The following is a 19,841-nucleotide window of genomic DNA, read 5'->3' as shown; positions in this document are numbered from 1 at the left end:
GCAAGGCGGAGGCCCCGGGTTCAAATCCCGGCCGGTCCACCATCCCTGGGGGCCCGTGGTCTAGACTGGTTATGACGCCACCCTGACAAGGTGGAGGTCCGGGGTTCGAATCCCCGCGGGCCCACCACAACAGCCCTTTCTGACGAAAGAGCTGGCGGAATGTTAAGGACTGCTCATGATGTGTTCCTAAGCCTTGTACGTGCTTTTCAAGTGCTGTAATTCTGAAAGCTTTCCTCCCTAAACAGTGCCTTCTGCGAGGGGTTATTTTTAGTAGCGCCCGAGGGGCGCGAAGGAGATAAACCCAGCAGATATCGGCTACTCTACCCAAGAAAGCCTTCGAAATCTCGGTGATTCTCCTACCAACTGGTCGTTTTGAGTATGAGAACTTTTAACTTACTTCTTGGGCGGGTTTAATCCTAAAATCGACGCCCGGATGATACCGACAATGAAGCTGAAACGATTTTAGAGGGCCTCTTCAATGGAACCCCTTGAGGTTGCCCTTTGAGTAGTGCACAACCAATCTTTTGCCCCCTTTGGGGTGCCCTTTGGTCAAGCTTTCCCTAACCCTCCACAGCGGATCAAAGGTTGAACATCGCTGAACGAATTGGGGCTTTTGGGTTAACAATTGAGCTTAACCTATCAGTGATTGTCAAATGCCCTCCTTTTCGAAGTCCTTATAATTCATCTATCGAAAATCCTTCGAGGTGATTCTGATGGAGGTAGCAGGTGGTTACTGGGGCAGAATTCTCAGGGTGAACCTTACGACCGGAGAAGCCAAGGTCGAGTCCCTTCCCGAGGAGTTCCCGAGGAAGTACCTCGGTGGCGTTGGTTTTGGAACGAGGGTTCTCTACGACGAAGTTCCGGCCGGAGCTGACCCGCTCGGACCGGAGAACAAGATGATTATCACGCCGGGCCTCTTCGTTGACACCGGCATAGGAACAGGCTCGAAGACGGCCTTCAACTTCAAGAGCCCGCTGACGGGTGCCTACGGCAGGTCGATGGCCGGTGCCGAGCTCGGCGTCCAGCTCAAGAGGGCCGGCTACGACATGCTCATCATCGAGGGAAAGAGCGAGGAACCGGTTCTCCTCGTCATAAACGACGATGAGGTTAAGATTGTCCCTGCAGAGGCATACTGGGGCCTCACCACCGGCGAGGCGAGGGCCAAAGCCAAGGAGGAGTACCCCGGCTACGCCACCGCCTTCATAGGGCCGGCCGGTGAGAGGCTCAGCTTAATCTCGATCATCGAGACCGACGACAGGCAGGCAGCTAGAGGTGGTCCCGGAGCCGTCCTTGGAAGCAAGAAGCTCAAGGGAATCCTTGTGAAGGGAAGCAAGAGGGTGCCGATAGCGAACCCAGAAAAGCTCCGCGAGCTGATAAAGAAGTGGGCGCTGGTCTTTAAGGATCACCCGGCTACAAAGGCCGACATGGAATACGGAAGCGGCGAGTTCCTCGACTGGATGAACCGCGAGCGCGGTACCTTCCCGACGAGGAACTGGCAGATGGGCTTCTTCAAGAAGGCCTACGAGAGGGCCAAGGCTGAGGGAAGGGAGCACATTGGAATAGACCCCTATTACTGGGCCCCGAAGTACAGGAAGGGAAGGAGACCGTGCCCGATGTGCAACAAGCCCTGCAGTCAGTACGTCCACGTCGAGAGCAAGAAGTGGGGCACCTTCGAGGTCGACGGCCCGGAGTACGAGACCCTCTACTCCTTCGGTGGCGTCCTTGAGATCGACGACTTCGAGACGGTAGCTTATCTCAACTACCTCGCCGACCAGCTCGGCCTCGACAGCATCTCCGCCGGTGTTACAATAGCATGGGCGATGGAGGCTTACGAGCGTGGCCTGCTCACCAAGGAGGAAGCCGATGGCCTCGAGCTAACCTTCGGCAACGGCGAGGCAGCTGTTGAGGCCCTCAGAAAGATGGCCTACCGCGAGGGCAACCTCGGAAAGCTCCTAGCTGATGGTGTCAAGAGGGCCAGCGAGCGCTTAGGCAGGGGAAGCGAGAAGTTTGCACTGCACGTCAAGGGAATGGAGCCACCAGCTTACGACGTTAGGGGGATCAAGGGAATGGCCTTGGCCTTTGCCGTCAGCGTCCGTGGTGCCGACCACCTTACTGCTGGCGCTTACGGAACCGAGCTCGTCGGCAAGTGGTGGAAGTTTGAGGGCGTTGACAGGACGAAGGGCGAGAACAAGGGCTTCGAGATAGCCATCCACGAGAACCTCATGGCAGTCTACGACGCCCTCGGTGTCTGTAAGTTCTCAAGGCACATGTACTACCTTGAGGGCTTCCCGGAGCTTATCGAGGCCGTAACAGGAATGCGTATGGGCGACGCTGAGATAATAACCGTCGGCGAGAGGATAATGAACATAGCCAGAGCCTTCAACGTCCGCGAGGGCTTCAGCAGGAAGGACGACACCCTACCGTACAGGATAATGTGGGAGCCGATCCCGGAGGGAGTCAGCAAAGGCCTCCACGTCCCGCCGTGGGAGCTCGACAGGATGCTGGATGAGTACTATCAGGCAAGGGGCTGGAGCAGGGACGGAATCCCGACCAAGGCCAAGCTGGTAGCTTTGGACCTACCGGACATCGCGGAGGACATCGGGGCCGGAATCTGAGGGTTTTTCCATTTTCAAACTTTTTAGTTCCCGGTTGTGGAAATACTTGGCCGCTGTTAAGGGGGAGCAGGCGAAGCTCCCCACGACTTCTTTTAGTTCCCCGAAACAGAAAGCTTTATAAACTCACAAACCCCCATGTAAGAGCGCTCCTGCACTCTTCTGCGCGGTGGTTGTGGTGTATGCAGTGGATTTTGATTACTACGTTCTTGAGTTAGATGGTGTGGACGGGCCCATCAGGGTGGAGGTGGAGTTCGGTGCAGAAAACTTCCGCTTCATCATCGCTGACGGCTACGACCGCTACATCTACGAGGCCATTGACTTAACTCCCGAGAACGTCTTCCTCCTCGTTTACCTCTTCGCCAAATACATCGAGCGGGCCCTCAGCGAGGAGGAAATTAGAACCCTGCTCCGCTGAGCTTTCTTTTTTGCCCCCTTTGGGGCTTGCACGGGAGGTGGTTTTGTGAAGACCTGCAAACGTTATGAGGTTCGCCTGAAGAGCACCCGCGACGGGCTCTTTGGAAAATCAAGCAGAACCGTTACGCTCTCCCTTACTCTGCTAGAAGACCACGCCCGCCTCTGGGGGATGTTCAGCGTGCTCCTGCCCTACTCCGAAAAGAACGCCCGCGAGCTCCTTGAGTTCCTCAAGGCACTCGTTGAGAAGGTTGAACTTCACGAGGAGGCCAAACGCCTCCTCTGATTTTTTGAGAAAATTTAATACGCCGGGCAACCAGAGGCAGTTGGTGAGTCCTATGGAGGAGGGGCTCAAAGCCTGCAAGAACTGCCGCTGGTTCGGGCCGATTGATTCGTGCCTTCCGGGTTACGGGATATGCAGGAAGCACATAAAGACCGTCCACATGAACTTCGTTTGTGACGACTGGGAACCGCTATGGGTCTCCACTGAGGAAGAACGGAAAGAATGAGTGGTGCAGGTGTTATATCGGTTGCAGATACTTACTTCTTGTAAACCCTCACATCAACGACGACGTGCCAGACGCCAGGGGCATAGCGTTTGATGACCAGCTCGTTGAGCTTCTCAGCCTCATAGCCGTGGTCTCTGGCAACCCTTCTGAAGGTCGCGAAGGGTTCATCAGGCATCAGCCTTTCGGGCACGGTATTGTGGTAGTGGATTACCGCCTCGTCCTTGGCTATGCTCAGAGCCTTTGGGATGAACTCGTGGGTTGTGACCACGTAGCCCATCAGAACCCTGTCCGCTATGTTCTCGGCCGGAAAGTCGCGGTTGTCCATGTTGTAGGGCGTCATAAGGTCCTGAACACCGTTGAGCCAGATGTTTTCAACGAGAAAGCGGAAGGTGTAGGGGTCTTTCTCGATGGCTATAACCCTGGCCTTTCTATGGACGGCCATCGGCAGGCTCAAATGCCCGATTCCGGCGAACATGTCAACGACGAGCTCGTTGGGTTTTGCGACCTTGGCCATTCTCACGCGCTCCTTGACGTTGGCGGGAGAGAACATTACCTTTGCCACGTCGAGCTTGTACTTAACGCCGTTCTCGACGTGAACCGTAACGGTGTCTCTGCCGTAGAGTAGCTCGTAGTAGGGCTTTCTTGTCTCGCCATGAATGTGGCCCTTCCTGAGGACGGTCTTTACTCCGAGGACTTCGGCGTAAACTTCGGCTATCCTCGCCTTGTAGGGCTCAAGCTCCTTCCTCAGGGGCAGAATTAGGACGTCGCCTATCCTGACCCAGTGTTTCGGGAGGAGCCCAACCAGCTCAGGTGGAAGTTCCTTCGAGAGAATTTCCCTTATCCTCGGCTTTATGACCTGCGTCCTCATCGGCCCCGCTTGGGCGATGGATTTTAAAAGCCTTCCCGACGTTTCGACGAAAGGCGATGGGAAATCCTTAAAAGACTGGAGTGAGAGTTTAAAACGAGGAATCTCCGGAGGTCGATGATGAATATGGAGGAAGAGCCCCCGAATAGTGGGTTGTTTTCGAGGATTTTTAGGAAGAGTGAGGAGGCCCTTCTTGAGCAGAAGCTCAGCAACGAGGCCTACGAGGACTACAGGAGGCTTCTCATGAGGGCGAGGCCCGAAGTGGACGGGGAGAAGATAACGCTCCGCCTGGCAGACGGAACCGTCGAGCTTGAGGACGGAGTGCTGAGGGTCAGGGCAAAGAACAGGAAGAAGGCGGAGAAGATACTCCGCAACCTCCACCACTACTCCAGCCCCCCGAGTCTCTGGCCTGCCTACGGTCTGAGCTACTCGATAAAGAGGAAGAAGCGGATGGTTCTCTGACGGAAGGTTTAAATCCTTCTTTCCCTTCACAACCTTCTGCGGATGACGACCCTTGCCCAGTCTGAGCTGTGATGACGTCGGTATTAGCTGACGCAGGGGCGGTGAGGTTCGCGGGCCGATGACCCGCCCCGAGAGGAGGGAAGAGGATGAGCGACGAGGACGACGGACTGCTTGAGTTCTACGCGAGCGAGGCCCTGACCTGCCCAAGGAGGATATACTTTCGGCTTAAGGGTTATCCCGAGAGGTGGCCCGAGTTCGTCAAGGTCAGGCTCGACCAGGGAGTCAACACCCACAGGGTTCTCGGGGAGATTCTCAGGAGGCGCTTCGGCTTCGAGCTTGAAAAGCACCTGATTTTAAGGTCGGAGAAGCTGGGGCTGGAGATACACGGGAGGATAGACGCCTTCAGGGACTTTCCGATAGAGATAAAGGGAAAGACTAGCCTCCCGAAGGCCCCCTACGACTACCACCTGGCCCAGCTCAACGTCTACCTTCGGTGGGCTGAGGCCGAATACGGATACCTGTATTACATCAAGCTCCACGATGAGCCTATGAAGGTCATAGGAAAGCTCGATCTCTCGGGCTTCCCGGTCATAAAGGGGCCCAACTTCCGGGCCTTTGAAGTTCCGTACGACAGGACGCTCTTCCGGGAGACCCTCAGGCACTTCTACGGCGTGAAAAAGGCCTACGAAAAGGACAGGCCCCCGAAGGGGTGGAAGAGCTACGCCTGTCGCTTCTGTCCCTATCGCTACCTCTGCTACCCCGATGGAGAGCCCTAGTTCAATCCCTTCTGGCAACCCACTTGAGGCCGTTCTCCACCACCGCTTTTATCTCCCCGAGGTTGTAGAGGTGGGCTATGATGGCCCTCACCGGGACGAGGTTGAGGGCGAGCTTCTTAGGGCTTGGCTCAACGCTGAGGGCCTTCATAAGTGCCAAGGCCAGCTCATCGACCGATAGGGGTTTCCTGAGGAGTTCCTTTGAGAGGGAAATCGAGACGGTAACCCTCTCTCCGTTGGCGGAGATTAGGCTTAGTGCCTCCTCCCCGGAAACCACAGGCCCGTGGGAGGGAACCAGGGTAACTCCCGAGAGCGCCAGCTCCTCAAGAACCTTCAGGGAGTCAAGGAACGCCCCAACGTCGAGGAGGTACGGCAGGCCCACCGTCTCCAAAAGCCTCTCACCGAAGAAGGAGTCCCCGGCGTAGATGACTCCATCGCTCAAAAACCCGCTCATGCCCGGAGAGTGCCCCGGCAGTCCAACGACCTCAAGCCCGAAGAGCCTATCACCCCACTCGAATATCCCGTGAACCCTGACCTCGTCGGGGATTGAGTACGCCAGAAAACCCTCGGGTGCCCTTGAGCCAAAGGTCAGGACTTCCCTAGCGAGGGGGCTCTCGGCTATGGAGAACTCGAAGCGGTGGGTGTAGAGCGGAACATCGATCTTCCGGGAGACGGCGATGTGGTCTGCGTGCCCGTGGGTGGCAACCTGAGCCAGAAGGGGCTTTTCGAGCTTTCTGGCCTCCCTGAGGAGGTCTTTATGCCTGCCCTTCCCGTGAGCCGGGTCTATGAGAACGAGGCCATCCTCAAGAACTTTAAAGCCCGTCGAGGGGCTTCCGGGGTAAATATAGAAATCGTCGCCAAGTTTTCTCAGTCCCATCAAACCACCGTGTGAAGTTCTCAAAAGAAGAATAAAAACGTTGGCAAAAGGGAATAGAAATCAGACGTGCCTGGCGTAGAGGGTCTTTCTGCCCTCGGCCTTGGCCCTCTTGACTGCCTTCTCTATGAGGGCCTTGAGCTCCTCCTCAAGGGCATCGTAGAACTCCGGGCTGACCCTGAGCTCGGGGTCGATGCTCTTCACAAACTCCTTAACCTTGGACTTAACTAACATCTCTGCCATTTCACACACCTCCTTTACGGCCAGAGGCCGTCCTTAGTGGGGATTTTACCTTTATAACTCTTCTGCTCCGGGAGAGCTCAAAAAAGGCCACCCCTCCCGAAAGGTTAAAATTCCGGAGCGAGACCTCCAGAAAGGTGGGAGATGGTGAGGGTTGTCCTCATAGATGGAGAGCACTATCCTCCTGTGACACGATGGGCGATTGAGAAGCTCGGAGAAGTGTGCTGTGCGGTTTTCCTCGGGGGAGAGGAGAAAATAGGCTCCCTGGAGGCTCTTGAGAGAGAGCTGGGGGTCAGGCTTTACCGCTCGCCCAACCCGCTGGAGGCCCTCGACAGGGCAATCTCAGAGAACGACGTGAAGGAAGTCGTTGACCTGAGCGACGAGCCCGTTGTTGACTACGAGATGAGGTTCAGGATAGCCTCACTCTGCATGCTCAGGGGGGTAGCTTACAGGGGAGCAGACTTCGAGTTCAGGCCGAGGGAGCTTTTAAAGCCCTCAAAGCCGAGCATAGCCGTTATCGGAACAGGAAAAAGGGTTGGAAAAACGGCCGTGGGGAGCTTCGTCGCGAAAACCCTTAAAGAGCGCTTCCGGCCGGTCGTCGTGACGATGGGGCGCGGAGGGCCTGAGAGGCCGGAGCTCGTCGACGGGGAAAGGCTAACCCTAACCCCCGAGTTCCTGCTGGAGATAGCAAGAAAGGGAAAGCACGCTGCATCGGACCACTACGAGGATGCACTGATTGCTGGAGTGACGACGATAGGGTGCCGTCGCTGTGGGGGTGGCATGGCCGGCTTCCCCTTCTTCGATGTGGTCTCCGAGGGGCTCAAACTCGCCGAGAGCCTGCCCCATGACATAATAGTCTTCGAGGGGAGCGGTGCGACGATGCCCCCGGTTAGGGCAGGGGGCTACATAACCGTAGTCGGGGCAAACCAGAGGCTGGAGTACGTAGGCAACTACTTCGGCCCCTTCAGGGTGGCGCTGGCAGACGTGGTTGTGGTCACGATGGCGGACACCGTCGGCAGAGAAAGGCTGGAAAGGCTCGTGGAGACGATAAGGCGGATAAACCCCCCGGCCGATGTTCACCTGACGGCTTTCGAACCGAGACCACTGGGAGATGTCAGCGGAAGGCGCGTTGCACTCTTTATGACCTCTGAGGAGGCCCTCGCTAAGGCAAGGGAGAGGCTTGAGGGTCTCGGGGCCGAGGTGGTGTTCAGCTCAGGAAATCTAGCAAGGCGCTCACTTCTCAGGAGGGAACTTGAGAGCCTGAAAGATGTGGACGCCGTTCTCGTCGAGCTCAAGGCGGCTGCCGTTGACACAGTAACAGCGTGGGCAGTGGACAAGAACCTCGAAGTCATCTACCTTGCCAACGAGCCCGTGAACATCGACGGCAAAAACCTCAGTGAAGCTGTTTTGAGTCTAGCGGAGAGGGTGGTGGGAGAATGATAATAGTCACCGACCCCGAAAGGAAGGTGAGCCTCCCCTTTTCGAGGGGAATCCTCACGCGCTCGATAACCCTCGCCGGGGTTGACGTCGGAATAGCCTACATCATAGCGACTGAAGTCCAGAAGGAGCTCCTTGAGAGGGGGAGAAGAACCGTCACAACCGACGACATAAGGGAGTTGACCTACGAGAAGCTCATCCAGCACGGCCTGAAGGAGGAGGCCGAAAGGTATCTCTTCTGGAGGCAGTTCCGGAGGAGGAAGATGCCCCTCGTCATCCTCATCGGGGGTGTAACCGGGGTTGGAAAGTCGACGATAGCGACGGAGCTGGCCTTCAGGCTGTCGATAAGGACTGTGATAGGCACCGACACAGTCAGGGAGGTCATGAGGAAGATAATAGCGAGGGAGCTCCTGCCAGATTTGCACTCCTCGTCCTTTATGGCATGGCGCGAGCTCAAGGGGGCGAAGAGCCTGATAGAGGGGTTCGAGAGCCAGGTGAGGCACGTCTCTGTCGGAGTGCAGGCGGTTCTCGACAGGGCCCTCAGGGAGGGGATGAACGCGATAGTGGAGGGAATCCACCTAGTTCCTGGCTTTATAGAGACCAACGAGAACTCCTTCATGTACATTCTCTCCGTGAGCGACAGGAAGGCCCTTGAGGCCCATTTCTACGAGCGCTCCCGCTACAGCAAGAGGCCCGCCGAGTACTACATCGAGCACCTCGACGAGATACTCTGGCTTCAGGAGTACATAATCAGGAGGGCGAGGGAGTACGGGGTAAAGGTGATAGAGAACGTTGAGCTGGAAAAAACCGTCACTGAGATAATGGAGGACCTTATGGAGCGCCTGAGGAGGGTCTGAGTGGCCATATCCCGAGGAGCCTCCTGCTTCCCCAGGTTGCCTGAACCTCAAAGGCAACGATCATACCCGGGTAAACGTCTATCAGGTTGAAGCTGTTGCCGAAGGTGTTCCTGTGGAGCTCCCAGCTCAGGGAGCCGGCGTTGATTACGACGGTGTTCTCGACCCTGACCGCGAAGGCATTGCCCCCGTGACCGGTTAGGACTATCTCAGCCCCGTGCTGGGTGAGAATCTTCAGGACATCCCCTGCGTCCTCAAGGAAGCCCTTTTCCCTGCTCCCCGGTATGGGAACGACGTTGTGGTGCATGAAGACGACTCTCGTCCCCTCGGCGCTCTCAAGGTCGCCGGCGAGCTTTCTCTGGCCGAACCTGCCGACTGAACCGACCTCGTACTCGTACTGGGGGGTCAGAACCGGGATGAAGGTGAAGTCTCTCAGCGGGGTTACCTCGGGCTCACCGAAGTACTCCGGGAAGAGCTCGTGGCCGAGGCAGGTCATGTCGCTTGAGCCGGGAACAGCGAGCTTTGGGGCACCTATCTTCTCCCAGAACTCAGAGGCCCTCTCAAAGTTCCTCTCGATACCAACATCAACCATGTTACCTGAGTGGACGACGACGTCCGGTTTTAGCTTCTCGTTTATCAGCCGTATCGCGTTCTCCAGAACCTTTCTCCTGAAGTAAACTCTGTCAGAGACCCTCGTATCGGCCACGTGAACTATCCTTATCAGCCTCTCGCCCCGGGGTATGAAGAGCTTTGACTTCACAGGCCTGTGGCTTTTGGTCTCTTCTTCTCCCACAAGTCGCCTGACCGTCACGCCTATCCTGTCTTTCTCTATCTCAACGATGTTGTAGCTGTTCACGTCGCCCCTCCTCGTCTTCCGGCAGGAGGTGCACCCGGCGTTGTCAACTATCAGGTCTTCAACGCGGTAGACATTGGGGACGTGCTTGTGACCGCAGAGGTAGAGCGTTACGTCGTGTCTCAGGAGAAGATCCAGAACGTCGCCGGCGTTGAAGAGGACGTTTCTCTCCCGGCCGGTGTTTGGAAGGGGGACGAGGTGGTGGTGAGAGGCCACTATCTTTATGGGCCTCTCGGAGTACTCCTCAAGAACCTTCTTGAGCCAGCGGAACTTGTGCCTCCCAATCCTCCCGTCGCTCAAATCCGGTATCGTCGAGTCCACCCAGATGAGGACACCGTCCTTGAACTCGTAAACACCGTTCAACGGCCCGATGAACTCCTCAAAGAGCTCATACCCAACGTTCCTGACGTCGTGGTTGCCGGGGATAACAACGAGGGGCTTTTTGATTTTCTTCAGCTCGTATTCGGCCCTCTCGTACTCCTCCCTGAGACCGCTGTTGGTGACGTCCCCGGTATGGACAACGAGGTCGAAGTTCAGCCTGTTTATCTCGCTCACCGTGAGGTCGTAGGCGTAGCTCTTGTAGGCCTCTCCTCCAGTGATGTGGGTGTCGCTTATGTGGGCTATCCTCATGGCCATCACTCCGCGGCTATCGCGGTTTCAAGCTTTCTCCTGCTCGCCTGAAGGAGGTCGCTGAGGGTAAATATCCCGACTATCTGGCCGTTCTCCTCTATCAGCATGTGCTTAACCCCCTTCTTGGCCATAACGTCGAGGACTTCCCTGAGGGGGGCGTTTGAGTTCATGGTTATCAGTTCTTTCGTCATTATCTCCCTCACCGGCGTCGTGTTGGGCCTTCCGGGGATGACGACGCGACGTATCACGTCGGTCTTGGTGAAGAAGCCGACGACCCTGCCGTCTTCAACGACCACGAGGGAGCTTATGTCAAACTCCACCATGAGCTCGCAGGCCCTCTTCACCGTATCATCTGGAGAAACGCCAATCAGCTTCCTCGTCATGTAGACCTTTATCGGGGCGTTCTCGTCCATGCTCTCACCCCAGCCTGAGGGTCTCCAACCTTCCGGGTTCAATTAGATATGCCGTCCCGTTGGGAACCTCACTCCAGCCGGCCCGATAGTAGAGTTCGAGGGTTGAAGAGGCTATGGCGAAGGGCTTGGTGAGGGCTATCAGCCTCGCGTAGTTCCTGTGGAGGGGATTCTCGTAGTAGGAGGAGCTCATGTAGGCCGTGATAAAGGCCCTCCAGCTTCCATCGGGCATAAGGAACAGCGTCATCGTGTTGAATGTCGTCCTAGAAACGTTCGCCCCAAAGGAGTAGTGCTCCAAAAGGTTCTCCGCGGTGGGCCCGTCGAGGAGACGGCAGAGGTAGGCGGAGAAGGCATAGCTGTCAGACGTTCCCTCAAAGTGCTCCCTATCAAAGCCGGCCCTCTCTATCACGGCTTCCTTGTCGAGGTCACCGTTGTGACTGAACCAGAAGGAGAAACCCTTCCTTGAGGAGAAGGAAAAGGGCTGAACGTTGAAGAGGCTCTTTGCCCCCTGGCTCGCGGCCCTCGCGTGGGCCATGAGAACGACCTCACCACTAAGGCTGTCGAGGAGGCCCGAAAAGCCATCCTCATCCTCAAAGACAGGCCTTGGAGAGCGGTAGTGGACAATCCCCCCTTCCCCGAGAAGGACGTAGCCCCAGCCATCTGCGTGGCCCGTCTTCCCGCTTCTTCTGGCCCTGTAGGGGTCGTGCTCGGCCGATTTCCTGAAGGCCTCGGCGAGGGGTCTGAGTTCTTCACCATCGCCCATTGCAAAGAGTATCCTGCACACCTTCTTCACCCTCAGGGTTTACACGGCAAAAGCTTTTAGGTTTCCGGTCGGAGTTGGTTAAGGTGTGGGAATGGAGGAGCTTGAAAGAGCGGTGCTGACGGTCATGTCGAGGGTCTCCTCCCACAGGAAGCTCTACGAGAGGAACGAGGAGGCCGTTAAGCAGCACCTCATAGGGGAAATCTTCAAGGCCCTCGGCTGGGACTGGAGCAACCCCGAGGAAGTCCGGCCCGAGGAGAGAACCGAGGACGGAAGGGCCGACTACGCTCTCTTCCTCAACGGGGAGATAGTTGCCTTCGTGGAGGCCAAGAACCTCGGGGTCAACGTCCTGAGCAAAGATGAGCCCCTCAGACAGCTGGCGCGCTACTGCTTCAGCCGCGGGGTTAAATACGGGGTGCTGACGAACGGTGCAGTCTGGGTCGTCCTCAGGGCCTTTGCCGAGGGGACATCGCTCAGGGAGAGGATACTCTTCACCGTCGACCTTGAGAACGATCCCGTTGAGAGAAGCGTGGTAAAGCTCTCCCTCCTTTCCAAGAGCAGGATTAAAGAGGTTGAGAGGCTCTCCTCCCTCCTGAAGGCCCTTGAAGTTTCCTTCTCCGAACTGCTTAAGGAGTATCCAGAGAACCTGCTCGTCGGGTTCCTGTTGGCGAAGCACTCCCTTATCCCGGTCTCGAAGCTCACCCCCGGCGTTACCCCGAAAGCAATCTACGTTCACGAAAACGGATGGAAACCGCTCCCCCTCGGCGACAGGTCACTCAAAGGCGCCCTGCTGGCGATTCTCGACTACATTGAGGCCCGTTCGGAGGGGGAGAAGAGGGAGGAGATACGCAAGGCCAGGAGAGTTCTCTCGAACATGGACATACCCCCCGAGAAAATCATCAGGCTTTTGGGAGAGATAGAGAGGGACGAGGGGATAGAACTCAGGGTCGAGGTTTAGCCCTTAAGATAGAGCTCAATCGCGAAGGCAACCAAAAGGGCTCCCCTCAGGTAGTTGTACTGGGCAACGATGTCATCCGTTCCAAGGGGGCGGAGTTTCCTTCCCATCTCCTCGCACTCACGGAGAAAGCCGGGAATTGTGGAGTCAACGAGTTTCCCAAATTCATTCAGGAAATCCTCAAGGGAGGTAGAGGTTTCACGGAGCTCAAGGAGCCTCCTAAGGCTTCCATGCCTTCTGATGTAGTCCCTGAGGAGGTCAACCGTCGAGGTTTCTCCCTCGGCCCTGAGCCGGAGCTCGTTTAAGGTCAGGACGAGAAACATCCAGAGGTCATCCCCCACCCTCCCTCCTATGTCACCTTTCAAAAGCTCGGCGAGGCTTCTGCCGGTAAACCTTTCGAAAAACTCATCGCCAAAGAGGATGCCTATTTCAACGGTGAAGCCATCTTTCTTCAGTTCCAGCCTGCGTTCCTCTAGGAATGATTTTCTCAACACGGTCTCAATGTCTTCCGGAGGCTCCTCAAAGGCAGTATTGCCAGCGTACAGGGTGTAGCCCCTTTCGAGAAGCTCCCTAACCTTTCCGCCCAGATGCCTTTCCTCACTCAAATAACCGACGAGGGAATTTAGCCTTCCCCTGTTGAAGTTTTCAGCACTCAAGAGCTCCCCCGACTCGTTGAAGAGCGTAACCACGAGCAGGTTTGCCCGGTTGATGTTGTTCCCCATCAAAGCCTTCCTCAGCTCAATCCCCGGCTCTTCAAGCATGCCGAGGAACCTCACGAACTTGTCGGTGAGCGATTCTTGGCCGGTTCTACCGCCCGTGTGTTCACTTGTCCTTAACTCTATGAGGTCCAGAGCATTCCCCACCCGTATGAAGTCAATCTTGGAGCGCTTCGGTCGATTTATGTTGGCCCCAAAACGCTCCTCTAGAAACTTGTCGAGGTTATAGTTAACGTGGTCGGCTCCAATCCAGAGCCCGATTAGATACTCCGTGAAATTCCCAATCCGGGGCCCTGTTGAAGCGTAGCTTCTCTTCATGAAGACGTACCACTGGGGGGCAATCCTTTCAAGAACGCTCCCCCCGTTACCCTCAAGGTTTATGAGGCCCGATAAAACCCTCTCGAACAGGGGCACTTCTCCAAGTCCCTCCCCCAGAAAAGCTCTGACGACTGTCTTCTCAAAATACGAGCGCAGGTATTGCTTCTGTGCCCTTAACGTTGCGTTTTCGGATATAAGCTCGTCGGGAACAAGGTAGAGCAGCAGGTACATCCCCCTCACCTCCTCATGATTAAGAGGTGCTCCGTTGGCGTTCTCTCATCTGGAAGGCCAGTAGCGGGGTTTGTCTTTGACCTGAAGAGCCTCCTTGCGACAATCTCGTCGATGTAGGTCTTTTCATGAACCCACCCGAGGCTCTCAAGGTGCTCCTTCAGTATCTCGTCTATCGGAACCCTTATCCCCCTTACCTTAACGGGGCCAACGAATATTGCCATCCTCTCCGTCACGTTCTCATGGACGTTGTTGAGGAACCTCGCCAGCGACCTGAAGTAGCAGTCGTAAATCTGAAGCAGCTTTGAGTGGTTTAAGGCCTTCACCCTCTCGCGGTATTCCCAGTACAGCTCGCTGAGGACTTCATCTTCAGGTATTTTCCTGTAGGGTATTTCGAGCTTTGAAAGGCGCCTGATTTCCTCCTCCGTGTAGCCGAGCCAGAAGAGCTCAAGCTTGAAGCTCCTTATGTACTCCTGGGCCTGAAGGTAGGGAGGAGACGTCAGGAGAAGGTTAACGTCCCTCTCAAGTTCCATCTCAATGCTGTCAACACCGGCATGCACTATGCCCTTGACCTCCTTCGGTTTCCTGCTGATGTAATCCCTTACCTTCTCAACCACCCGGCCGGCTTCCTTCAGGTACATCTCCTCCATTCCCTTCCGGTAGTCCGTTTTGAGCAGCTCAGCAACCTTTTTTCTGGCGTACTTCGACTTGTAGAGCTTGGCAATCTTCTCGTCACTGTAGGAGAAGTAGCGCGTAACCTTAAGGAGAGGGATGGCAAGGAGGGGCTTGATTTCATCGGGGACGACTTCATGGTAATAGGCCCAGACCCTGCTCAGTATTTCGAGGAACTCGGGGGGATGCCAGTAGTTGAGATTACGCCACTTCGGGAGGAACTCCCCTTGATAGTCAAAGTCAACTTCAAGCTCCCTCAGGGAAACTTCATCCCTCCACGTCGAGGCCCTTACAAGGAGTTCCGTTATGGGGTTGAGATCCCAGATCAGGTAGTTAACCCCGGCGAGCGTTGCCTCTATCGCAACTGTTCCAGAGCCGGCAAAGGGGTCAAAAACCCAGGGTTCCCTCTTTCCGCGGAGGTATTTTTCGAGGGCAAAGCGAACCACGTGGGGTATGAACTTGGCCGGATACATGTAAAGTCCGTGGGTGGTGTAAGTGGTGGACGGTATCACGTGACCCATCAGCTTTCGAAAGGACACCCTCTCATAGCGGTTCTCTGGCAGTTTAATGTAGTGGTCAAGTGTCTTTTCCATTCCCCACACCACAAAGCCGTCGAAACCGGGACTTTTAACCCTATCCCCCGACAACCTTCCACAGCTCGTCGCTCGCCGGCCTCTCAAGAGGTCTTTCCCAGCCGTTCTCCACGATTACCCTCCTATCGGAATCCTCAAGGAACTCCCCGATGACTGTCGCGGGGATTCCCTTTTCCCTCAGCCTCGCCACGAGCTTTCCCGAGTCCCCCGGCGGAACTGCAATGAGAAGGGCCCCCGAGCTTATCAGCGCGAGCGGGTTGAGGGAGTAGAAACCGCATATCTTTTCAGTCTCCTCCCTTATGGGTATCCTCTCGGCGTAGACCCTGAAGCCCAGCCCGGCCGAGTTGGCCATCTCGTGGAGGCCGTTGGCGATTCCTCCCTCTGTGGGGTCGTGTATTGCCCTCGCGAAGTCCCCCGCTACCATCGCCTCGGGGAGGACGCTTATCATCTCAAGGAAACCGGTGGCCCTGCCAAGGAACTCCTCTCCAAAGAGCCCAACAAGTTCCTCCCATCTCTCCTCCGCTATTATAGCTGTTCCCTCAAGGCCGGCCCACTTGGTCAGGACTATAGCATCCCCGGGCATGGCACCATCGGGGCGGACTAACCTCTCCCCGGCAACCCCAATCATCGTCCCCACGACTATGGGCCGGTTCAGGCCGGGGGTTACCTCCGTGTGCCCGCCAACGACGGAAACACCGATTTTCTCCGCGTTCTCCGCTATCTCGGCAACTATCCTTTCGGCGAGCCCTTCATCGGCATCCTCCGGGAGGAGGATTGTCGTCAGGAACCACCGGGGCCTCGCCCCAGAGACGGCCACGTCGTTCGCGTTTACGTGAACCGCATAGAAGCCTATCCTCTTCTCCGCGCCGGTGATGGGGTCTGTGGAGGCGACGATAATCCTTCCATCGGCCATCAGCGCCGCGAAATCCAGTCCCTCGCCCGGCCCTATGAGGACGTCCTCCCCAATAGGAAGGATGGAGAGCAACCTTGCGAGCAACCCCGGCGGAACCTTACCCGGGAGCATCCGACCACCCGAGGAAATAGGAAAGGGGCCTAAAAAGGCTATGCGTAGTAGTATTCGCCCCTCTCCTTCTGCTCCCTGTCCTTGACGGAACCTTCCTTGTTGGCCCTCGGCCTTCCCGTTTCCGGATCCCTGCGGAAGGTTATGCCAATGCCGGCTAAGAAGCGGTTCATGCCCTCGCGCATGCCCATGGGTGGCAGAGCCCTTCCGTACTTCCCGGGCTCACCCTCGAAGACTATCAAGCGGTCGCTCAGATAATCGACCATCATGACGTCGTGCTCGACTATCAGAGCGGTCTTCTCGTTCTTGGCCATGAGGGAGCGGATAGCTTTAGAAACCGCGAGCCTCTGCTCGGAGTCGAGATGCGCCGAAGGCTCGTCGAGGAGGTACAGGTCAGCATCGCGTATCAGGCAGGCGGTTATGGCGACGCGCTGGAGCTCGCCGCCGCTCAGCTCGCTGACCTTCTTGTCGTAGAGGTCGGGGATTCCCAGCGGGTTGAGTAGCTCGCTCTTGTAGAAACTGCTCATAAGCTTCGCTCCATCTATCCTGCTCAAAAGCTCGTAGACGGTTCCCTCGTAGTCTGTCTTGATGTACTGGGGCTTGTAACTGACGGTGAGCGACCAGTCAACCTCGCCCTCAGTCGGCTTTTCAACGCCGGCGAGCATCTTGACGAACGTCGTCTTGCCTATTCCGTTCGGACCAACTATACCAACGACCTCTCCGATGTAGAGCTCCCCTCCCTCCGCCTCAAGCCTGAACGTCCCGTAGTCCTTCACGAGACGTGGATACTGGACGAGTATCTCGCCCTCCTGGGCCTTCCTCTCGCTCGTCTTTGTGAAGCTTATCTCGTAGGGCCTGAAGCGGACGTTTTCGTCGCGGAGGTAACCTCTCAGGAATTCGTTTATCCCGTTTCTTGTTGACTTCGCCTGGGAGAAGATACCATACGCCCCCGGCTTTCCGTAGACGACGTGGATTATGTCGCTCAGGTAGTCGAGGACAGCTAAATCGTGCTCAACAGCTAAAACGTTCTTCCCGGAATCTGCGAGGTGCCTGATTATCTTCGCGACCTTGAGGCGCTGTCTTATGTCAAGGTAGCTCGACGGCTCGTCGAAGAAGTAGAAGTGGGCGTCTCTGAGTAGAGCGGCCGCTATAGCGACCCGCTGAAGCTCTCCACCCGAGAGATGCCTTATGTCCCTGTCGAGAACGTTTTCCAGTTCGAGCTCTTTGACTACCTCCTCGAACTTTCCGGTCTCATCGGCCCTTTTAAGGAGGTCTCGAACCTTGCCCTTCACGGCCTTGGGGAGGAGGTCAACGTACTGGGGCTTGACGACCGGCCTTATCTCGCGGTTCTTGAGCTTTTCAAAGTAGTTCTGGAGCTCGCTGCCCCTGAAGGCTCTTATCACGTTGTCCCAGCTGTCGTTGTCGGAGCAGAGGTTTGGAAGGAGCTGACCCGAGAGGATTTTAACGGCGGTTGTCTTACCGGTTCCGTTGGGACCGAGGACGCCGACGACCATGCCCTCCTTCACAACGGGAAGGCGGTAGAGGACGAACCCGTTAACGCCGTAGCGGTGGACGCAGTCCTCATCGAGCTGTTCAGGCAGGTTGACGATCGTTATCGCGTTGAAGGGGCACTTGTGGACGCAGATTCCACAGCCGGTGCAACTGGCCTCCTGTATGACCGGCCTGTAGTTTTCTTCATCGATGATTATTGCCTCGCCACCCATTCGATTGACGGGGCAGACCCTCTCACAGAGGAAGTGACCGCACTTGTCCGGGTTACACTTGTCGTAATCGATGACAGCTATCCTCGCCATTCCCACCACCGGCTTAGGCTGATGGTGAGGGTTTTAAAGGGTTGCGGGGTGCGAGATGCCTTGCCATGTCTCTTGGAAACTGGACAGTTTGAAACGCCTTGCGGAAAGCTGCCCTCGGCCTTCACTTTAAGAGGGCAAGGTCATCATACAGCTTGGAGCAGATGCCAAAAGGCTCCACTAAACTTTCTTTTTTTCCGCCAACTTTTTGAGGCTCAAGGGGAAGAAGAAACCATGTCCCTCTTCGAAGTGCTCAAACCGCTGAAGTCGGAGATAGCCAAAGTCCACGTCTTCCCGCCGAGCGAAGGGGAATTTGCTGACTTCACCTTCAACAACCCGGAAGTAAACGCCCTTCTAGATAAGCTTGGCTTCACCCCCTACAGGCATCAGGTTGAAGCCCTTGAAAAGCTCTACTCGGGCAAGAACATCGTTGTCACAACGCCCACAGCCAGCGGGAAGAGCGAGATTTTCAGGCTGGCCATCTTCGACTCCTACCTCTCGGACCCGAGAAAAACCTACCTCCTCGTTTACCCCACCAGAGCTTTAATAAACAACCAGTTCGAGAAGTTCTCCCTTCAAAACCTAGCGTTCTACCGCATAACGGGAAAAAGCGTGAGCGCGAGGATTCTCACCGGTGACGTCCCCTGGAGCGAGAGGAAGGAACTGATCCGCGAGAGGCCCCGTGTAGTTTTCACTACTCCAGATATGCTCCACTACAACGTCCTGCGTCGCTGGAGGGACTACGAGTGGCTTTTGAGGAACCTGCGTTATCTGGTTGTTGACGAGCTCCACGTTTACAGGGGAGTCTTCGGGAGCAACGCGGCGTGGCTCTTCAAACGCCTGCTCTTCAGGCTCAAACGTCTCGGAGTAAGGCCTCAGATAATAGCCCTCTCGGCAACGCTGAGGAACCCTAGAGAATTTGCCGAAAAGCTGTTCAGGCTTGAGTTCGAGTCTATAGCAAAGGCCACCAACCCTTTCCCGCGGAGGTACCTGGTTCTCTTCGAGCCAAGAAACCTTGAGGAGAGACAGCTTTTGAAGGCAATCGTTGAGAGACTCGCCGGGAAGGGCATAAAGACCCTCGTCTTCTTCGACAGCAGGAAGGGAACTGAAAAGCTCCTCCGCTTCCTTCTTAATTCCTCGGCCTTTTCAAGGACGAGCACCTACAAAGGGACTCTGCCAAAAAACGTCCGTTGGGAGGTGGAGAGAGACTTTAAGGAGGGCAAACTTCTGGTTTTGCTTACCACCAACGCCCTTGAGCTGGGAATAGACATAGGCGACCTCGACGCTGTAATTAACTACGGAATTCCTCCGGACGGCCTCTTCTCCCTCATCCAGCGCTTCGGGAGAGCGGGCAGGAAGACCGAACGGGAAGCACTCAACGGCATCGTCCTGAGGAAGAACGGCCTCGACTACTACTACCGCGAGCACTTTGACGAGCTGGTTGAGAAGCTTGAGAAGGGCATAATCGAGTACATGCCGGTTAAGGTTGACAACGAGCGCATAGCGGAAAAGCACCTCCACTACCTGCTCACCGAACTTGGAATCCTCGACTGGGACGAGCTGGATGGGTTTGAGAGGGGCATAGCTGAAAAGCTCGTCATAGAGCGCAAAGCGGACTTAAAGAAGAACCCCCTAACTGGAAAGCTCGAACTCCGCATCAGGAGGCCGGCCTTCAGCTACTCCTCTCTCAGAACGGCAAGCGACGAGAGCTTCTTCCTCGTCAGGGACGAGCCCTGGATAAGGGGCAGGCTGATGGAGAAGTCCTCCATTAGAGAACTCCTTAACTTCGTCAACTGGCTCAAGATGAAGGGCTACGTCATAGAGGAGGTAGATA

At 56.1% G+C, this 19,841-nt stretch carries 20 protein-coding genes and 1 tRNA gene; 11 read left to right on the top strand and 10 right to left on the bottom strand.

The genetic code is table 11. The annotated features are described in order from the left end of the window. The first annotated feature begins 49 nt into the window (after positions 1–49). The 5 genes from MVC73_RS00855 to MVC73_RS00835 all read left to right on the top strand — a co-directional run bounded on the left by MVC73_RS00855 (position 50) and on the right by MVC73_RS00835 (position 3,535). Positions 50–127, top strand: a tRNA-Val gene (locus MVC73_RS00855). 586 nt (positions 128–713) lie between these two features. After that, complete coding sequence (locus MVC73_RS00850) at positions 714–2,615, top strand: aldehyde ferredoxin oxidoreductase family protein (RefSeq protein WP_297506088.1); 1,902 nt, start codon at positions 714–716, stop codon at positions 2,613–2,615. A 175-nt stretch (positions 2,616–2,790) separates the two neighbouring features. Continuing rightward, positions 2,791–3,030, top strand: coding sequence for a hypothetical protein (locus MVC73_RS00845; protein WP_297506087.1), 240 nt, complete (start codon positions 2,791–2,793; stop codon positions 3,028–3,030). A 45-nt stretch (positions 3,031–3,075) separates the two neighbouring features. Continuing rightward, positions 3,076–3,312, top strand: coding sequence for a hypothetical protein (locus tag MVC73_RS00840; RefSeq protein WP_297506086.1), 237 nt, complete (start codon positions 3,076–3,078; stop codon positions 3,310–3,312). A 43-nt stretch (positions 3,313–3,355) separates the two neighbouring features. After that, the gene (locus MVC73_RS00835; protein ID WP_297506092.1) at positions 3,356–3,535 is read left to right on the top strand and encodes a hypothetical protein; all 180 of its coding nucleotides are present in this window, start codon (positions 3,356–3,358) and stop codon (positions 3,533–3,535) included. A 31-nt stretch (positions 3,536–3,566) separates the two neighbouring features. On the opposite strand, the gene MVC73_RS00830 is transcribed toward MVC73_RS00835, so the two are convergent. Beyond that, positions 3,567–4,403, bottom strand: coding sequence for a class I SAM-dependent methyltransferase family protein (locus MVC73_RS00830; protein WP_297506085.1), 837 nt, complete (start codon positions 4,401–4,403; stop codon positions 3,567–3,569). A gap of 123 nt (positions 4,404–4,526) precedes the next feature. Here MVC73_RS00830 and MVC73_RS00825 point away from each other — a divergent pair, with 123 nt between their 5' ends. Then, complete coding sequence (locus MVC73_RS00825; protein WP_297506091.1) at positions 4,527–4,862, top strand: hypothetical protein; 336 nt, start codon at positions 4,527–4,529, stop codon at positions 4,860–4,862. A 146-nt stretch (positions 4,863–5,008) separates the two neighbouring features. Beyond that, positions 5,009–5,638, top strand: a complete 630-nt coding sequence (cas4, locus tag MVC73_RS00820; protein WP_297506084.1) for a CRISPR-associated protein Cas4 — start codon at positions 5,009–5,011, stop codon at positions 5,636–5,638. Position 5,639: 1 nt separating this feature from the next. Here the strand turns inward: cas4 and MVC73_RS00815 are convergent, their stop codons facing one another. Both MVC73_RS00815 and MVC73_RS00810 read right to left on the bottom strand, forming a co-directional pair. After that, a complete protein-coding gene (locus tag MVC73_RS00815) occupies positions 5,640–6,512 on the bottom strand; it encodes an MBL fold metallo-hydrolase (protein WP_297506083.1) in 873 nt (290 codons plus the stop codon). A 60-nt stretch (positions 6,513–6,572) separates the two neighbouring features. Next, positions 6,573–6,752, bottom strand: coding sequence for a hypothetical protein (locus MVC73_RS00810; protein WP_297506082.1), 180 nt, complete (start codon positions 6,750–6,752; stop codon positions 6,573–6,575). A gap of 144 nt (positions 6,753–6,896) precedes the next feature. Here MVC73_RS00810 and MVC73_RS00805 point away from each other — a divergent pair, with 144 nt between their 5' ends. Next, positions 6,897–8,189: a 2,3-diphosphoglycerate synthetase gene (locus tag MVC73_RS00805; protein ID WP_297506081.1), complete on the top strand. Its 1,293-nt coding sequence runs from the start codon at positions 6,897–6,899 to the stop codon at positions 8,187–8,189. Next, positions 8,186–9,043: a 2-phosphoglycerate kinase gene (locus MVC73_RS00800; RefSeq protein WP_297506080.1), complete on the top strand. Its 858-nt coding sequence runs from the start codon at positions 8,186–8,188 to the stop codon at positions 9,041–9,043. The genes MVC73_RS00805 and MVC73_RS00800 overlap by 4 nt, the downstream gene beginning before the upstream one ends. Here the strand turns inward: MVC73_RS00800 and MVC73_RS00795 are convergent. The 3 genes from MVC73_RS00795 to MVC73_RS00785 are packed head-to-tail and all read right to left on the bottom strand — an operon-like array spanning position 9,018 to position 11,726. Beyond that, positions 9,018–10,523 carry a metallophosphoesterase gene (locus tag MVC73_RS00795; protein ID WP_297506090.1) on the bottom strand — a complete coding sequence of 502 codons (1,506 nt, stop codon included), beginning with the start codon at positions 10,521–10,523 and terminating at the stop codon, positions 9,018–9,020. The genes MVC73_RS00800 and MVC73_RS00795 overlap by 26 nt on opposite strands. 5 nt (positions 10,524–10,528) lie before the next feature. After that, positions 10,529–10,936, bottom strand: coding sequence for a CBS domain-containing protein (locus MVC73_RS00790; protein WP_297506079.1), 408 nt, complete (start codon positions 10,934–10,936; stop codon positions 10,529–10,531). A 4-nt stretch (positions 10,937–10,940) separates the two neighbouring features. Continuing rightward, positions 10,941–11,726, bottom strand: coding sequence for a class II glutamine amidotransferase (locus MVC73_RS00785; protein WP_297506078.1), 786 nt, complete (start codon positions 11,724–11,726; stop codon positions 10,941–10,943). 61 nt (positions 11,727–11,787) lie between these two features. Here MVC73_RS00785 and MVC73_RS00780 point away from each other — a divergent pair, with 61 nt between their 5' ends. Continuing rightward, positions 11,788–12,651 carry a type I restriction endonuclease gene (locus MVC73_RS00780; protein WP_297506077.1) on the top strand — a complete coding sequence of 288 codons (864 nt, stop codon included), beginning with the start codon at positions 11,788–11,790 and terminating at the stop codon, positions 12,649–12,651. Here MVC73_RS00780 and MVC73_RS00775 read toward each other — a convergent pair. From MVC73_RS00775 to MVC73_RS00760, 4 genes are read right to left on the bottom strand one after another with little or no spacing between them, the layout of a single operon-like run. Next, on the bottom strand, positions 12,648–13,922 hold the full coding sequence (locus MVC73_RS00775) for a hypothetical protein (RefSeq protein WP_297506076.1): 1,275 nt from the start codon (positions 13,920–13,922) through the stop codon (positions 12,648–12,650). The genes MVC73_RS00780 and MVC73_RS00775 overlap by 4 nt on opposite strands. After that, a complete protein-coding gene (locus tag MVC73_RS00770) occupies positions 13,919–15,184 on the bottom strand; it encodes a hypothetical protein (protein ID WP_297506075.1) in 1,266 nt (421 codons plus the stop codon). Before MVC73_RS00770 ends, MVC73_RS00775 begins: the two co-directional genes overlap by 4 nt. A gap of 31 nt (positions 15,185–15,215) precedes the next feature. After that, positions 15,216–16,199 carry an AIR synthase family protein gene (locus MVC73_RS00765; RefSeq protein ID WP_297506074.1) on the bottom strand — a complete coding sequence of 328 codons (984 nt, stop codon included), beginning with the start codon at positions 16,197–16,199 and terminating at the stop codon, positions 15,216–15,218. Positions 16,200–16,237: 38 nt separating this feature from the next. Then, complete coding sequence (locus MVC73_RS00760) at positions 16,238–18,010, bottom strand: ribosome biogenesis/translation initiation ATPase RLI (protein ID WP_297506089.1); 1,773 nt, start codon at positions 18,008–18,010, stop codon at positions 16,238–16,240. A gap of 231 nt (positions 18,011–18,241) precedes the next feature. Between MVC73_RS00760 and MVC73_RS00755 the strand changes: the two genes are divergently transcribed. Continuing rightward, positions 18,242–19,841, top strand: a 1,600-nt coding sequence (locus MVC73_RS00755; RefSeq protein ID WP_297506073.1) for a DEAD/DEAH box helicase, incomplete at its 3' end; no start/stop codon positions are given.

The organism is Thermococcus sp. (genome assembly GCF_027052235.1).
In the GTDB taxonomy this organism is placed as follows: Archaea; Methanobacteriota_B; Thermococci; order Thermococcales; family Thermococcaceae; genus Thermococcus.
The sequence above is the reverse complement of the archived record's forward strand: the minus strand, read 5'-3'. Positions and strand labels throughout refer to the sequence as shown.

What these genes read in the sequence shown, in the direction of transcription:
- MVC73_RS00850 (WP_297506088.1), top strand. Translation starts at nt 714, where the DNA reads ATGGAGGTAGCAGGTGGTTACTGGGGCAGAATTCTCAGGGTGAACCTT.
- MVC73_RS00830 (WP_297506085.1), bottom strand. Translation starts at nt 4,403, where the DNA reads ATGAGGACGCAGGTCATAAAGCCGAGGATAAGGGAAATTCTCTCGAAG.
- MVC73_RS00825 (WP_297506091.1), top strand. Translation starts at nt 4,527, where the DNA reads ATGGAGGAAGAGCCCCCGAATAGTGGGTTGTTTTCGAGGATTTTTAGG.
- cas4 (WP_297506084.1), top strand. Translation starts at nt 5,009, where the DNA reads ATGAGCGACGAGGACGACGGACTGCTTGAGTTCTACGCGAGCGAGGCC.
- MVC73_RS00815 (WP_297506083.1), bottom strand. Translation starts at nt 6,512, where the DNA reads ATGGGACTGAGAAAACTTGGCGACGATTTCTATATTTACCCCGGAAGC.
- MVC73_RS00810 (WP_297506082.1), bottom strand. Translation starts at nt 6,752, where the DNA reads ATGGCAGAGATGTTAGTTAAGTCCAAGGTTAAGGAGTTTGTGAAGAGC.
- MVC73_RS00800 (WP_297506080.1), top strand. Translation starts at nt 8,186, where the DNA reads ATGATAATAGTCACCGACCCCGAAAGGAAGGTGAGCCTCCCCTTTTCG.
- MVC73_RS00795 (WP_297506090.1), bottom strand. Translation starts at nt 10,523, where the DNA reads ATGAGGATAGCCCACATAAGCGACACCCACATCACTGGAGGAGAGGCC.
- MVC73_RS00790 (WP_297506079.1), bottom strand. Translation starts at nt 10,936, where the DNA reads ATGGACGAGAACGCCCCGATAAAGGTCTACATGACGAGGAAGCTGATT.
- MVC73_RS00780 (WP_297506077.1), top strand. Translation starts at nt 11,788, where the DNA reads ATGGAGGAGCTTGAAAGAGCGGTGCTGACGGTCATGTCGAGGGTCTCC.
- MVC73_RS00765 (WP_297506074.1), bottom strand. Translation starts at nt 16,199, where the DNA reads ATGCTCCCGGGTAAGGTTCCGCCGGGGTTGCTCGCAAGGTTGCTCTCC.
- MVC73_RS00760 (WP_297506089.1), bottom strand. Translation starts at nt 18,010, where the DNA reads ATGGCGAGGATAGCTGTCATCGATTACGACAAGTGTAACCCGGACAAG.